This is a genomic window from Burkholderia singularis, assembly GCF_900176645.1.
GTDB classification, from domain to species: Bacteria; Pseudomonadota; Gammaproteobacteria; order Burkholderiales; family Burkholderiaceae; genus Burkholderia; species Burkholderia singularis.
Genome location: NZ_FXAN01000040.1, coordinates 119,061 through 134,308 on the forward strand (window position 1 = coordinate 119,061; position 15,248 = coordinate 134,308).

12 protein-coding genes are annotated in these 15,248 nt (G+C 65.6%); 5 read left to right on the plus strand and 7 right to left on the minus strand.

The features are described 5' to 3' along the window. A complete protein-coding gene (locus BSIN_RS06895; protein WP_059515240.1) occupies positions 1–1,035 on the plus strand; it encodes a chemotaxis response regulator protein-glutamate methylesterase in 1,035 nt (344 codons plus the stop codon). Positions 1,036–1,383: 348 nt separating this feature from the next. On the opposite strand, the gene BSIN_RS06900 is transcribed toward BSIN_RS06895, so the two are convergent. The 4 genes from BSIN_RS06900 to BSIN_RS06915 form a co-directional block, all read right to left on the minus strand. Next, a complete protein-coding gene (locus BSIN_RS06900) occupies positions 1,384–2,337 on the minus strand; it encodes a CPBP family intramembrane glutamic endopeptidase (protein WP_089339933.1) in 954 nt (317 codons plus the stop codon). Positions 2,338–2,638: 301 nt separating this feature from the next. Further along, positions 2,639–3,304 carry an outer membrane lipoprotein gene (locus BSIN_RS06905; protein ID WP_059515236.1) on the minus strand — a complete coding sequence of 222 codons (666 nt, stop codon included), beginning with the start codon at positions 3,302–3,304 and terminating at the stop codon, positions 2,639–2,641. Between the two features lie 141 nt (positions 3,305–3,445). Beyond that, positions 3,446–4,483 (minus strand): tryptophan--tRNA ligase, encoded by a 1,038-nt coding sequence (gene trpS / locus BSIN_RS06910; RefSeq protein ID WP_089339934.1) that lies wholly within the window; start codon positions 4,481–4,483, stop codon positions 3,446–3,448. 446 nt (positions 4,484–4,929) lie between these two features. Continuing rightward, positions 4,930–6,885 carry an ABC transporter ATP-binding protein gene (locus tag BSIN_RS06915; RefSeq protein ID WP_089339935.1) on the minus strand — a complete coding sequence of 652 codons (1,956 nt, stop codon included), beginning with the start codon at positions 6,883–6,885 and terminating at the stop codon, positions 4,930–4,932. A 416-nt stretch (positions 6,886–7,301) separates the two neighbouring features. Between BSIN_RS06915 and BSIN_RS06920 the strand changes: the two genes are divergently transcribed. Further along, a complete protein-coding gene (locus BSIN_RS06920) occupies positions 7,302–8,183 on the plus strand; it encodes a Dyp-type peroxidase (protein WP_089340000.1) in 882 nt (293 codons plus the stop codon). Positions 8,184–8,189: 6 nt separating this feature from the next. Here BSIN_RS06920 and BSIN_RS06925 read toward each other — a convergent pair whose 3' ends face one another. Then, positions 8,190–8,591, minus strand: coding sequence for an OsmC family protein (locus tag BSIN_RS06925; protein WP_089339936.1), 402 nt, complete (start codon positions 8,589–8,591; stop codon positions 8,190–8,192). 154 nt (positions 8,592–8,745) lie between these two features. Between BSIN_RS06925 and BSIN_RS06930 the strand changes: the two genes are divergently transcribed. Further along, positions 8,746–9,537: an SDR family oxidoreductase gene (locus tag BSIN_RS06930; RefSeq protein WP_069235514.1), complete on the plus strand. Its 792-nt coding sequence runs from the start codon at positions 8,746–8,748 to the stop codon at positions 9,535–9,537. Positions 9,538–9,580: 43 nt separating this feature from the next. Here BSIN_RS06930 and BSIN_RS06935 read toward each other — a convergent pair whose 3' ends face one another. Further along, positions 9,581–10,945, minus strand: coding sequence for a carbohydrate porin (locus BSIN_RS06935; protein WP_089339937.1), 1,365 nt, complete (start codon positions 10,943–10,945; stop codon positions 9,581–9,583). Here BSIN_RS06935 and BSIN_RS25180 point away from each other — a divergent pair. Next, positions 10,926–11,237, plus strand: a complete 312-nt coding sequence (locus BSIN_RS25180; RefSeq protein WP_125910403.1) for a hypothetical protein — start codon at positions 10,926–10,928, stop codon at positions 11,235–11,237. The genes BSIN_RS06935 and BSIN_RS25180 overlap by 20 nt on opposite strands. A 613-nt stretch (positions 11,238–11,850) precedes the next feature. Continuing rightward, positions 11,851–13,896: a TonB-dependent receptor gene (locus BSIN_RS06940; protein WP_173678644.1), complete on the plus strand. Its 2,046-nt coding sequence runs from the start codon at positions 11,851–11,853 to the stop codon at positions 13,894–13,896. Positions 13,897–14,076: 180 nt separating this feature from the next. Here the strand turns inward: BSIN_RS06940 and BSIN_RS06945 are convergent, their stop codons facing one another. Then, the gene (locus BSIN_RS06945) at positions 14,077–15,135 is read right to left on the minus strand and encodes an AI-2E family transporter (RefSeq protein WP_059515222.1); all 1,059 of its coding nucleotides are present in this window, start codon (positions 15,133–15,135) and stop codon (positions 14,077–14,079) included. Positions 15,136–15,248 lie beyond the last annotated feature (113 nt).

The following is a 15,248-nucleotide window of genomic DNA, read 5'->3' on the forward strand; positions in this document are numbered from 1 at the left end:
ATGAATATCGGCATCGTCAACGATTTGCCGCTCGCCGTCGAGGCATTGCGCCGCACGATCGCGCTGCGCCAGGAGCATCGCGTGTTGTGGGTGGCGACCGACGGCGAGCAGGCGGTCGATTTCTGCATCGCGCAACCGCCCGACCTGGTGCTGATGGATCTCGTGATGCCACGCATCGACGGTGTGTCGGCCACGCGCAGCATTATGGCGCGCTCGCCATGCGCGATCCTGATCGTGACCGCGAGCGTCGGCGCGAATGCATCGTATGTCTACGAGGCGATGGGCGCGGGTGCGCTCGATGCCGTCGATACGCCGACGCTTGGCGAGCGTGGCGGCGCCGATCCGTCGCAGCCGCTGCTCGCGAAGATCGACCAGATCGGTCGGCTGCTCGCGACGCGCGCAGCAATGCCGGTGTCGCAGCCCATCGTCGAGCCCCCGCCGCGAGGTGTGCTGCCGCCGCTGGTGGCGATCGGCGCGTCGGCGGGCGGCCCGACCGCGTTGACGGAACTGCTGAAGCGGTTGCCCGAGAATTTTCCGGCGGCGATCGTCATCGTCCAGCACGTCGACCAGGCGTTCGCGATCGGGATGGCGCAGTGGCTCGACAGCTACACGCGGCTGCCGGTGCACATCGCGCGGCAAGGCAGCGCGCCGCAGCGCGGCGAGGTGTTGCTCGCCGCGACGAACGACCACCTGCAACTGACGCCGCGTGGCCTGCTCGGCTACACGCGATACCCGGAAGAGACGCCGTACCGGCCGTCAGTTGACGTGTTTTTTCAGAGCGTCGTTGATCACTGGAAGGGCGACGCAATCGGCGTGCTGCTGACGGGCATGGGGCGCGACGGCGCGCTCGGGCTGAAGTCGATGCGCACCAAGGGCTACTACACGATCGCGCAGGACGAGGCGACGTGCGCCGTGTACGGGATGCCGAAGGCCGCCGCCGCGATTGGCGCGGCGGTTTCCGTGCTGCCGCTCGATCGGATCGCCGATCAGCTTGTCTCGCTCGTGCAGCGCAAGGAGCGCTGGAATAGGCGTTGAGGTCGGCTGAAGCCGTCGCGTTCGCGCACATCGTGCCGGAGCTTTAAGGCGGCTCCGGCATCCGGCTTCGCATCCGGCGTCAACGCAGCGCTTCTCGATGGATTCGGCGCGGCTGCGGAGGGGCGCGCACGCGTCATCCGCGACGCGCGGTTTTGCCGTTGGCGCGCAGCCGCGCCGACGGCGATTCCGATTCCGCTGCATTCGCGCCCGCGCGGCGTCATCGCGGCTCATCCGCGATGGAGGAGCCGCGCCGGGCTGCCGTCACTCCATATTTCGTTGAGCTTGCAGCGCGCGACGACGCGCCAGTACCGGTCCGCCTTGTCGCAGGCCCGCGTCGATGCGGGTGCGCTACATCGCCCGCTTGCGCGCGTGCGGCAGCGACGCGCGGTCCGGGTCCGCGCACATCGGCAAACGCCACGCCGCATACGCCAGCACCGCGAGTAACGGAAACACCAACGCGCTGGCTTCCGGGCCGACGGTGCCGCCGCTCAGCCAAACCGGACCGATGGCGCGGCTCGTGAACAGCGTATCGTGTGAGCTGAGTCCGCTATTGGCCGCGCCGAACAGGAACGATTCGCTCCAGTCCCACATCGCATGCTCGCCGATCACCCACCACAGCGAGCCGGTGCGCCAGACTGCGACGCTTGCGACCAATCCGTAGATCACGATCGGCACGATTCCCGCGATGTTCTCGTTACGATTCGACACATGCGAGATCCCGAAGGCAACCGACGTGAGCATCGCCGCGACGACTGGGTGAGTCTGTCGCACGAGCTTGAAAAACGGATACCCGCGATACGCGACTTCCTCCGTGAAGGCGACGAGCACGAACGTGGCTGCCCAGACGATGCCCGATTCGAGTGCGGCGGTGGCGCCCACGCCGGAGTATCGGATCGTCGCGCCGCCGGTAAGCACGAGCAGCCCCATGATCGCGGCGATTGCCGCAAAACCACACAGCGCGCCCCACACGAAATGCAATGCGCGATGCGGCGCGCGCAGTCCGTAGTCGAGCCACGATTGGCGATCGACGCGGCCCATCGCGTAGGTGGCGATCAGCGCGGCTGCGCACAGCGCGAGTTCGAAGGGAATCTGTCCGGAAGTAGTCAGGTCATGGTAAGGGTGCAGGGGATGATGCAGCCGATGCCCTGCGTAATCGAGCGCGAACACCAGCGCTGCGACGATCGCGCAGTACAGCGATACGGCCCAGCCTGAGCGCAGGCCCTGCGCGCCAAACCAAACGCGCCTGAAGCGTTCGAGCCGTGACGGCGTGCGTGGAAAATCGTTGTCTTTCACATCTGCCATGTGATGGGTCGGGTTTTCGATGACCAGGCTTACGAATGGCCTGCGTTTATCACGAGCAGATAGCGGTGCCGATCGCATGCGTGGCAGGCCGGCATCTGCGATGCGCGATGCGGCATACGGGGCCGAATGGTACATCCGGCATGCGCGGCTGTGTGTGGAGATGTGTGTTTGGTGCGGCTGATGCGCGGGATTGCGAGGCGCGGGAATGGCGCGCAGAGGCGGGCGCTGGGAAAGCCGGCGGCGGAACTGCGCACGCTGCCGCAGACGGCGCGCGTGCGCGGCCGCCGTCGAATCGAAAAGATCAGTACCGCGAAATTTGATTGCCGTCGAGGCGGACGCGATCGCCCGGACGCAGGTCGCCCGGCGTTTGCAAATCGAACGAGCGCATCGAACCGTCGTTCAACCGCACGTCGATGCGATACGCGGCGGGCTGTGCACCCATTTGTTGCCCGATCTGGTTGCCCGCGACTGCGCCGCCAAGCGCGCCGATGACTGTCGCGGCATCGCGCCCATGGCCCCGCCCGATCTGATTGCCGAGCACGCCGCCGACGAGCGCGCCGACGACCGTACCCGCGACGCCCGACGGGCTCGCGGCGCGGCCGATCGGCTGAATGCCGGCGATCGTTCCGTACTGGCTTCCGTAGCCGGGTGTTTGATAGACGGGCTGGCCGTAGCTCGATTGCGGCTGCGAATATGCCGGCTGCGGCGGCGCATATCCGGGTTGCGAATAATCGGGCTGTGCGTAAGGCGGTGGCGAATAGGCGGGCTGCGAATAGACCGGCTGCTGTTGCGTGTAAGCCGGCGCGCCGTAATATTGCGATTGCGAACCGTATGGCCCATACGCGTTCGGCGCGACGCACGCGCTGAGCGACAACGCCGCCGAAACGGCAAGCGAGACGAGCAGCGCGATCTTCGTCGAGGCCGGGCGTTGGTCAGCCGGCCTCTGTTCAGCGGACATCGTGTTCATCGTAGCGTGTGATTGTTATTGCACGTCGGCAGTATAGGGAATGCGATCGCGCGTGGATGCTTGCCGCGCGTAACAGTGTGTAAAGTCTGTTGCCGCACGATGGGCGCGGCCGTGCCGGCCGCGCCCGGCGCTGCGCGAGGCTCAATGCGCGGTGCGCCGCAACGAGAATGTGCCCAACGCATCGCGTATCTCGTCGAGCGTGTTTTGCGTCACGCCGCTCGCGCGTCGCGTGCCGTCTGTCAGCAGTTCGATCACGTCATCCGGCCTGCGCGCAAGTTGCGCTCGCCGCTCGCGGATCGGTGCGATCAGCGCCTGTAGTTTGTCATTTAGCCGGCGCTTGAGCGTCATGTCGCCGAGGCCGCCTGCGCGATACTCGGCCTTCAGTTGCGCGATTTCGCCGGGCGCGTCGTCGAATGCGTCGAGATACGTGAACACGACGTTGCCTTCGACCGTGCCCGGATCGGACGCACGCAGGTGATGCGGATCGGTGTACATCTGCATGACCGCATGGCGGATCTCGTCGGGCGACGACGACAGCGCGATCGCATTGTGTTGCGACTTGCTCATCTTCGCGCGGCCGTCGACGCCGGGCAGGCGTCCTGTCGGCGCGATCAGCGCATGGGCTTCGGGCAGCACGTCGGTGCCCGCTTGCCGGTTGATCCGCCGGACGATTTCATTCGTCTGCTCGATGAGCGGCGCCTGATCGTCGCCGACCGGCACGGTGTCGGCTTTGAACGCGGTGATGTCGGCCGCTTGCGCGACCGGATAGCAGAGAAAGCCGGCCGGAATGTCGCGGCCGAAGCCGCGCGCGTGGATTTCGTCCTTGATTGTCGGGTTGCGTTCGAGGCGGGCGACAGTCACGAAATTCAGATAAAGCAGGGTCAGCTCGGCGAGCGCCGGCAAACCCGACTGCACCGCGATCGTACTCTTGGCCGGATCGATGCCGACGGCGAGATAGTCGAGCGCGACTTCGAGCACATTGCGGCGAACCTTGCCGGGATCGTGTGCGTTGTCGGTCAGCGCTTGCGTGTCGGCGATGAGGACGAATTGGCGGTGTGTCTCTTGCAGCGCGATGCGCGTTTTCAGCGAGCCGACGTAATGGCCGAGGTGCAGCGGGCCAGTCGGGCGATCGCCTGTCAGTGCGATCGGGCGCGGCGTGGATGAAATGGGAGTATGCATCGGTGGTTTCTCCGTCAAGCGCCGCCGCCGCGCGGGCCGGATTCGGATGACGTCGATGCGATAACCCGCGATGCCGGCCGGCGTGCGGCGGCATGGTCGTGATCAGCGTGAATCGGGGTGTGACTATGCCGCTCCTTCAGGAGCGGCGCCAGAGGTGCGGGAAGAGGAGCGGGCGGAGGGCAGGCATGGGGTGAGAGTCGCACATTTTTGAAGTTTCTGCCAAGTGTGGCGGCTCGGGCGCTCGTTATCGCCGATGCCGCCGCGACGCGGCAAGCCGCTCTCGATAAGCGCGCGGCGTCACGCCGAGTGTGCGCAGGAAGCGGCATCGTTGCCTCGTAGCCGACATCGCAGCGCGCGGCAACGCGTCGCGTCGCCAGCACGCGATACCGTAACCGGCAAACGAAAGGCGCGATGGCGCTGACGCACCACCGCGCCCTGCGGCGGCGTCACTTGCCGAGCGCAACCTCGGAATCGTCGGTCCGGCCGTTCGGCGCGCCGCTCTGGCCGCGGCCGTCGCCCAGTGCCGGCGCAACGCGGGTATCGTGCCCGTCCTGCTCGCTGCGCAGCCAATCGGCCGCGTTCGCGCCCGTCTGCTCGATCAGCCCCTTTGCGAGTTCCAGCGCCTGTCGCTCGAACAGCCGCCGGTAAATGCCGCCCTCGAGCCGGATCAACGTATCGTGATTGCCTTCCTCGATCACGCGGCCCTTGTCGAGCACGATCAGCCGGTCGAGCGAGCGCACCGTCGACAGCCGGTGCGCGACCACCAGCGTCGTGCGTCCGACCATCAGCCGCTCCATGGCCTGCTGGATCAGCACCTCGCTTTCGCTGTCGAGGTTCGACGTCGCCTCGTCCAGGATCAGCACCGGCGCATCGGCGAGGAACGCGCGCGCGATCGCGACGCGCTGCCGCTCGCCGCCCGACAGCTTGATGCCGCGCTCACCCACGAGCGTGTCGTAGCCCTGCGGCAGCGACGCGATGAAGTCGTGCGCGCTCGCGAGCCGCGCCGCACGCTCGATCTCGGCGCGCGTCGCGGTGGGCCGCGCATACGCGATATTTTCCGCGAGCGTGCGATGGAACAGCACGGGCTCCTGCTGGACGATTGCAATCTGGCTGCGCAGCGAAGCCTGCGTGACCTCGGCGATATCCTGGCCGTCGATCGTGATGCGCCCGCTGTCGACATCGTAAAGCCGCTGAATCAGCTTGATGAACGACGTTTTGCCCGAGCCGGAATGCCCGACGAGCCCGATGCGCTCGCCCGGTGCGATCCGGATCGAGAAATCGTTGTACAGCGGTTGCGAGCTTTGTCCGTAGCGGAACGTCACGTGCTCGAAGCGGATTTCGCCGCGTCCGATCGCGATCGGTTTCGCGCCGGGCTTGTCGTCGATGCCGAGCGGCTGCTGCTCCAGCGACACGAGTTCTTCCATGTCGTTGACCGAGCGCTGCACGTTGCGGATGTGCATGCCGATGTCGCGCAGGTAGCCTTGCAGCATCAGGAACGTCGTCAGTGCGAGCGTGATGTCGCCGACGCTCGCGCGATCGTTCGCCCACAGCCACAGCGCCGCGCCGAGAATCGCCGCTTGCATCGCGACGAGCATCATGCCCTGCACGCCGCCGTTCAGCGTGCCGCGCCGCCATGTGCGGCGCGTGCGCACCCGCCATTTCGACACGACGCGATCGAGCCGCGTTTCCTCGCGCGCTTCCGCGCCGAACGCCTTGACGACGGCGTTGCAGCTGATCGCGTCGGCGAGTGCGCCGCCCATGCGGGTGTCCCACATGTTGCTCAGCCGGGCGGCGGGCGCGACGAAGCGTGTTGCCATCGTCGCCGTCACCGCGATGAACGCGATCGAGCCGCCGCCGACCACCACGCCCATCACCGGCCAGTGCGCGCCGAGCAGCAGCGTCGCGCCGACGAGGATCGCCACGGAAGGCAGCAGCGCGACGAGCAGCGTATCGTTCAGCAGGTCGACCGCCCACATGCCGCGCGTGACCTTGCGCACCGTCGAGCCGGCGAAGCTGTTCGCGTGCCAGTCGGTCGAGAAGCGCTGTACGCGGTGAAACGCGTCGGCTGCGATTTTGCTCATCATCTTGAGCGTGAGCACGATGATGTTCATGAACACCGCCTGCCGCACCAACGTACCCGCCATGCCGATTCCGATCAGCATCCCGAACGCGTGCAGCGCGTCGCGCCACGCCGCGGCCTTGCCCGCAGCCGATGCGCCATGCGACAGTGCATCGACGAGCCGGCCCGCGAAGAGCGGGATCAGCACGTCGCCGAGCGCGCCGGCGAGTGCGAGCAGCATGATGGCGGCGATGCGCACGGGTTGCGTGCGCCAATGCCGGAAAGTGAATGCGAGCACGTCGGTAAACGCCCGCCCGCCAGGGTTCCTTGTTTTCTGGACCATTTGTCAGAGCCCGGCCGCTCGTGACGAGCCGGGACTTGTCGATGAATTGTTTGAAAGCGAAAGCCGGACCCCGCGCTATTGCGCGGATGGATTGCGAAAAAACGAAAACTATCCGGAAACGGCGCGAGCCCGATGCGGCGCCGCGTGAACGGCACTCAGCGGAAGAACGGCGCGCGCCGAAGGACTGCGAAACCGGAGGCGGCATGCATGCGTGACGACATTTGGCACCTCCTTTGCGTGATTGAGGAAAGAGAAGAGATCGAGCGGAAATGCTGCTCGTGGCAACGATTCTAACGATGCTTGCGTATCGCTGCAATGTCCGGTTCATGCGATTGTTGCCGAATCGATACGCCGCCATTTACTCCGCGTTATGGGACAATCCGGCGTCCCTGACAGAACGGAGCATTGACGAAACGATGAGCGACTTTCAGCAAGGCATTCTGGCGCCGATTCCGGCCGCGAGCCGCTACCTGTCTTTCCGGATCGCCGACGTGCAGGCGGCGCCGCGCGTGCTGGCGGCGTTGCGCGACGCGGTCGACGGGAGCGATACCGTGATCGGCATCGGGCCATCGCTCGTGCAGGCGCTCGACAAGAAGATCGATGGACTGAAGGAGTTTCCTGCGCTGTCGGTGCCGGGCGCGCCGGTGCCGTCGACCCCCGCCGCGTTGTGGGTGTGGCTGCGGGCCGACGACGCGGGTGCCGCGTTGCTGCGCTCGCTCGACATCGAGCGGCTCGCCGCGCCCGCGTTCGCGCTCGATAGTGCGGTCAACGCGTTTCGCTACGCGGACGATCGCGATTTGTCCGGCTACGAGGACGGCACCGAGAATCCGCAAGGCGACGAGGCGCTCGAGGCCGCGTTCGTGTCCGGCAAAGGCGCGGGACTCGACGGCGCGAGCTTCGTCGCAGTCCAGCAGTGGGTGCACGACTTCGACAAGATGCGTGCGATTCCAGGCGACGAAATGGATCGGATCATCGGTCGCCGCAAGCAAGACAACGAGGAACTCGACGGCGCGCCCGACTACGCGCACGTGAAGCGCACCGAGCAGGAAAGCTTCACGCCGCAGGCGGTGGTGCTGAGGCGTTCGTCGCCGTGGGCGGACGAGCGCCGCGGGGGCCTTTATTTCGTCGCGTTCGGGCACTCGTTGCGCGCGTTCGAGGTGCAGATGCGCCGGATGATCGGCGCGACCGACGGCGTGCATGACGGTCTGTTCCGCTTCACGCAGCCGATCACGGGCTCGTTTTTCTGGTGCCCGCCCGTCAAGGACGGCAAGCTCGATCTATCCGCGCTCGGGTTGTGACGCGCGTCATTTGAGCGCCGTGTCGATCCGCGTGCCGCGCTTGATGAAGAGCGTGACGGGCGTTTTCTCGCTGATTTCCAGCAACCGCTGGCATTGCGCGTCGTCGAGCGGCCCGTCGACGGTGATCGTGCGCCGCACGTACTGCGTGCCGTCGCGCTCGACGTGCAGCTCGGCGCGCGCGCTGAGCCGCGCGTCGGGCCAGCTCTTGCGTTGCATGTACATCCGCAGCGTCGCGACGGTGCAGGCGACGAGCCCGGACAGCACGAACTCGTAGGGCGCCGGGCCGGCGTCGTTGCCGCCTTCGCGCGTATGCTCGTCGCCTTGCAGGCGGTGCGAGCCGGCTTGCAGATCGACGACGTAGTTCGCTGCATCGGGCGCCATTTCGGCGGTGGCATGGAAGAACGACATGGCGGCTCTCACGAAAAAGGAATCGGTTGTGGCCGGGGCATCGGCCATGTGCATCAGGATAAACGGGTTCGCGCGCGTGCGTCGGATGGTCGCTCGCGTATGAACGCCGCGTTCCGCGTTTTGTTTTGTCGACGACGAATCAAAGGAGTGACCGATGACGATACATCCGAACCCGCGCCTGGCCGGCAAGCGCGCATTCATCACCGGTGCGGCGGGCGGCTTGGGCCGCGCGATCGCGCGCCGGATGGCCGAGCAGGGCGCGAAACTGTTTCTGACCGACATTGTCGATGCGCGCGTGCTCGACGCGCTTGCCGCCGAGTTGAACGCCGCAGCGGGCGGGCAGATCGCGTGGTCGGCCGTGCAGGACGTCGCCGACGATGCGCAATGGCCGGCGCATCTGGCGCGGGCGAGCGACGTGATGGGCGGCTTGTCGGTGCTGGTGCACAACGCGGGGGTCGGCTCGGTCGGCGCGATCGGGCAGATCGAACGCGACGAGTGGCGGCGCGTGATGGCGATCAACGTCGAAAGCATCGCGCTCGGCACCAAGCATGCGCTGCGATATCTGGAGGCGGGCGCGCCCGCGTCGATCGTCAACATTTCGTCGGTGGCGGCGTTCAAGACGGAGCCCGACTACACCGTCTACAACGCGTCGAAGGCGGCGGTTGCGTCGCTGACGAAGTCGATCGCGGTCGATTGCGCGCGCCGGCAGACCGATGTGCGCTGTAATTCGATCCATCCGTCGTTCATTCTGACGGGCATCGTCGCGCCGATCGTTCGCCAGTTGGGCGAGAAAGAGGCGGTTCGCCGGCTCGCGCGCGGCGTACCGATGCGCCGGCTCGGCGAGCCGGACGACGTTGCATACGCGGCCGTCTATCTCGCATCCGACGAGAGCCGCTACGTCACCGGCGCGGAGCTGGTGATCGACGGCGGCCTGTGCGCGGTTTGATCCGCGCGCGGCACGCCGGTCGAGCGCGCCGCGTGCGGATCGATCAGAACGTGAGGCCGGTCTTCAGGCCGATCACGAATGCGTTCTTGTTTTTCGACGTGCCGCCCGGATGAAGGATGTATTGCAGATTCGGGCGGAAATACATCGACGCGGCCGGCGACCACGTGTAATACAGCTCGCTCACGTATTCATAGCCGCTGCCGGCGATCGTCGTGCCGCCGGTGCGCAGGTTGTTCTGTCGCACGTAATCGGCGTAGCGGCCGTTGTTGTGCGTTGCGCCGATCGCGAAGCCGACCGAATCGCGCAGGCGGTTGAACGGCCCCTTGTATTGCACGCCCGCCGCGATCTGGCCGTCGACGGCGGCCGTGTTCCGGTCGGCCTGCGTGATGTTCAGGAATACTGTCGCGCCCTGGCCGCCCGGCGAGCCCGTGATCTGCTGCTGGATGTTGACGTACACGCCGTACTGGCCGCTGCGCTTGAGCGCGGGCAGGCCGGTGAGGCCGCGCGGGTCGTGGTTGATGTCGTCGAACAGATCGTCGCCAGAGGACGTGTTGTACCAGAAGCCGAGCTTGTACGAGCCGGGCATGCCGCCGAGGCTCGGCAGCCAGCCGAATTCGACCGGGATGAGCGCGCCCGTCGTGCCGTCCGGGAAGCCGGGCTTCCAGCCGTTGTGGCGCGCGTAGCTGTCGCTGACATAGTTCGGGTTGACCTGGTAGATGCCGATCTGTCCGTAGAATTGCTGGACGGGCTGGAATTTGACGCGCGCGGCCCAGACGCTCGTCGGCCAGTTCAGCCAGTAGCCGCCGACAAGGTTGCCCGGTTGCGAGCCGCAAAAGGTCAAGTTCTCGAAATCGCACGAGAAGCTCGCGAAATCCTCACCGAGCGTGAGCCGGCCGAGCTTGATTTGCAGGCGGTCGTCGAACAGCTTCTGGTTGATCCAAAATTGCGTCAGGTGCCAGGTTTGGCCGCGGCCGTAGACTTCCTGGATCAGCATGTTGTTGCCGATGTGCGCGTCCGCGCCGAGATCGCGGCCGTTGCGATCGGTCATCGTGAACTGGAACTGCGCGCCTTTCCAGCCGATCAGCTTGTTCAGATCGAGATTCGTGCCGATCGCCCACTGGTCGGTGTAGCGCGTCAGATGATCGGTGCCGCCGCTGAAGTTGTGCGCGAGCTCGCCGGTGTAGCTGGCGCTGAAGTTGATGCCCTTATCGGCGAGCCGCGTGCGCATACCGTTCCAGTCGCCCAGCAGATAAGGGCTATTGGTGAAGTCATACGCATGCGCGCTTGCCGCGCCGAGCGCCAGTGCTGCGCCCGCCGCGGCCTTCGACCAATGACGCACGCGCCGCTTTTGCGCCGCAGACGGATTCGCGCGGGTTTGCGCGGGTTCGATGAGCGTTTCTCCTCGCATTGGATTCCTCTATTTCGATTGTGATAGGCCGTTGAACGATCACAGGGGCGGCAACGGCTCCGCCTGGCGCCACGAATCGCCGTGGCGCGCCGCGATACCGGCGATATTCGCGATGCGTCCGAGGTTCGGCGTATCGCGGGCAATCGGCGAAAAACCGCGAATGATGCTTGCGCGCGCCGGAATTGTCAAAAACCAAGCAGCCACAATCAACGTGGCCGAATCATTGACGCTTTCGTCGCGCGCACTGCTTAGGGCTATTGATCGTACTCAAAACAATGCGTGCGTGCTTTGAGCGTGCGTGGAGGCAAATTCGTTGTTGCGGCGCAGGAATTGCATGGAGATTCCAGCCATGGTCCGTTTAGTTGCGCAATCGGAACGTTTGTTGTGCATTGCAATGTCGCAACCTGCCGCGATGCCGCGAGCGCGCCAATCGCCGCACCGGCGGCACCTTCGGCGTGCGCACGGCGTGGCGTTGGGGTTACGCGGAAGGAACATGGCGCCGCGCCGGCAAACAGCGAGGCATAAGCCGGAAGCCCGCGCGCGAGCCGGCAACGACAGGCAATGCCGTACCGCCGCTGGCGGGGCGATTCAGCCAGCCGATGGGCGGCTCACAGTCATGAAAGCTTAACGTAATATTTTTGTTTCTGAAATAGAGCCAATGTAGCTTATTGGATTCAATTCCGTGCTGCGGAGCGGGCATTGCGCTATGTCGGCGAGAGCCGACAAGTAGCCTATTTCGTTCAGTGTCGTTGTTCCAATGGGATATTGATACGTTATATCATATCGTTTCCGGTGCGAGGCAGCCGGCGAATCTCTGTCTCACCTTCCACTCGCTATCGATGAATCCAGCAGACTCATTCCGTATCGTTCCGCCCTTCGTGCGCAGGTTTTCGCCGCTTCGTCCGCTGCCGCTGCTGCTTGCCGCCGGCCTCGCGCACGGTCAGAGCGCCGCGTCGGGCACCGCCCCCGCGTCCGCCGACGCGCCCGCTACAACACTGCCGCCAATCTTCGTGACCGCGAATCCGCTTGGCTCCGCTGCGCTGAGCTCGCCCACTGCGTCGTTGTCCGGCGACGCGCTGACGCTGCGCCGCACCGATTCGCTGGGCGATACGCTCAATGGTTTGCCCGGCGTGTCGACGACGACCTACGGGCCGATGGTCGGCCGTCCGATCATCCGCGGGATGGACGGCGACCGGATTCGTCTGCTGCAAAACGGCGTCGCGGCATATGACGCGTCGTCGCTGTCATACGACCACGCCGTTCCGGAGGACCCGTTGTCGATCGAGCGCATCGAGATCGTGCGCGGGCCGGCCGCGCTGCTGTATGGCGGCAATGCGGTCGGCGGCGTCGTCAACACGATCGATAACCGGATTCCGCGCGAGCCGGTCAAAGGCGTGTCCGGCGCGCTCGATGCCAGCTATGGCGGCGCGAACAACGCGCGCTCGGGCGCGGCGCTCGTCGAAGGCGGCAACGGCCGCTTTGCGTTTCACGCGGATGCGTTCGATCGCCAGACGAGCGACCTGCGCATTCCCGGTTTTGCCCATTCGGCCCGCCAGCGCGCGCTCGACGGCCCGGACGCGGACGAGCCGTCCGGCCGTCTGCCGAACAGCGACGGCCGCCGTTACGGCGGCGCGGCGGGCGGTTCGTACACGTGGGCCGACGGTTACGTCGGCGCGTCGTATAGCGGCTACGAGTCGAACTACGGCTCGGTCGCGGAAAGCGACGTGCGGCTCAAGATGCGCCAGCAGCGCGTGGCGATCGCATCGCAGGTGCGTAACCTGAGCGGCCCGTTCTCTCAATTGAAATTCGATTTCGCGTACACCGACTACGAGCACAAGGAAATCGAGGGCGGCGTGACTGGCACGACGTTCAAGAATCACGGCTACGAGGCGCGCATCGAGGCACGGCATCGCAAGTTCGGTCCGTTCGAGGGCGCGCTCGGCGTGCAGGTCGGCCAGAACACGTTCTCGGCGCTCGGCGACGAGGCGCTCGCGCCGACCACGCGCACCACGAGCGTCGCGCTGTTCGGCCTCGAGCAATGGCAGGCGACGAGCGCGCTGAAGTTCTCCGCCGGCGTGCGCTACGAACACGTGAGCCTCGATCCCGCCGTCGTCGACGGCACCCGTTTCGCGTCTGCGCGTTCGCGTTCGTTCAATGCGGGCAGCGTATCGGCGGGCGCGTTGTATCAACTCGCGCCGGCGTGGGTGCTTGCGGGCAACGTCTCATATACGGAGCGCGCGCCCACGTTCTACGAGCTGTACTCGAACGGTCCGCACGGCGCGACGGGGCAGTTCCTGATCGGCAATCCGGATGCGCAGAAGGAAAAAGCGATCTCGACCGACCTGTCGCTGCGCTACGCGAGCGGTCCAAACAAAGGCAGCATTGGCGTGTTCTATAGCCGTTTCAAAAATTATCTGGCCGAATACAACACGGGCCGCGTCGTCGACGACGGCGACGAGCCGGTGCCGCCCGGCGCAGACGGTGCGTTGAACGAAGCCGTTTATCGCGGCGTGCGTGCGGAATTTTACGGCGTCGAACTCGACGGCAAGTGGCGCGTGTTCGACAAGCGCGGGCATCGCGTCGATATCGAGGCAACGGCCGATTACACGCGCGCGCGCAACGCCGATACCGGCGAGCCGCTGCCGCGTATCGCGCCGCTGCGCGCGACGCTCGCGGCCGATTATGGCTACGGGCCGTTCGGCGCGCGCGCGCAGCTTACGCACGCGTGGGCGCAGCATCGCGTGCCGCAGAACGATTTGCCGACCGACGGCTACACGTCGTTGGGCGTGGTGTTGACGTATAAATTCCGTGTCGGTACGACGAACTGGCTTGCGTACTTGCGTGGTGACAACCTGACCAATCAGGACATTCGCTACGCGAGTTCGGTCGTGCGCGATATCGCACCGCAAGGCGAACGCAGCGTGATGGTCGGGATGCGCTCGACGTTCTGAGCGGCCGGGCGCGTGCGCAAGTCGGCGGGCAGGCACGGCCAGGATGGCGGGCGGGCTGGTGCCGACGGCCGTGCGTCGCGCCGATGCCGTGCAATCCGGCTTTTTGCCGCCGCTCGCGCGATGCGCGATTTCATGCGGCGCACGTCGCCCGCAGCGCTCGCCGCGGGCCGGCAGCAGTGCCTATGATTCGTCGCCCTGTTCGGTGCGCGCGTAGATGTCCCAGCTTGCCATGAACAGCGCGGCAACGAGCGGTCCGATCACGAAGCCGTTGATGCCGAAGAGCGCCATGCCGCCGAGCGTCGAGATCAGCACGACCCAGTCGGGCATTTTCGTGTCCTTGCCAACCAGGATCGGCCGCAGCAGATTGTCGACGAGGCCGATCACGCCGACGCAGAACGCGACGAGGATCACGCATTTCCAGATTTGCCCCGTCACTGCGAAATAAGCGGCGGCCGGCACCCAGACGAGCCCCGCGCCGATCGCGGGCAGCAGCGACAGGAACGCCATCAGCGAGCCCCACAAAATCACGCCCTGGATCCCGAGAATCCAGAAGATAAGACCGCCGAGCGCGCCTTGCACGGCCGCGACCGCGATGTTGCCTTTCACGGTCGCGCGCACGACGGTCGTGAACTTCGTCAGCAGATGCTGCTTGTGCTCGTCGTTGAGCGGCAGCGCGCGCCGCACGCGGCGGCCGATCTCGCCGCCGTCGCGCAGCAGGAAGAAAACGAGATAAAGCATCACGCCGAAGCTGACGACGAATTGAAACGTGTTCTGTCCGATGCTGAGTGCCTGCGACGCGACGAACTGGCTGATTGCCGCCGCGCCGTCAGTGAGTTTTTTCTGGATGCCGGCGATATCGGTCAGCCCGTAATTGCGCAGTACGCGCTGCACGGAGTTCGGCAACGCATGCATGATGTCGTGGAAATACTGCGTCATGTTCGGCTGCATCGCCTTGATCTGCTGGTACGCATATGCGATTTCCTGCACGAGTGTGCCCGTGACGAACACGAGCGGCAGAATGACGATCAGGATGATCAGCGAAAGCGTGATGAGCGCCGCGAGGTTGCGCCGCTTGCCAAGACGCGCTGCGAGCCAGCGCTGCACCGGCTGGAACAGGATGGCGAGAATGGTGCCCCAGAAGATCGCACCGAAAAACGGCAGCAGGATCCAGCAGAGGCCGACGGTGACGACGAACAGCAGCAGATGGAAGAATTTTTGATGATCGTTCCCGCTATCCATGGTGTGCTCGGGGAGGTAGGTTGATCGGATCGGCAAAGCCGCGCCGCCCCGATTATGCCTGCGACTGGGCGCGCACGGCATTAGGAATGCCGCGCGCCGAACGCGCATCGTTC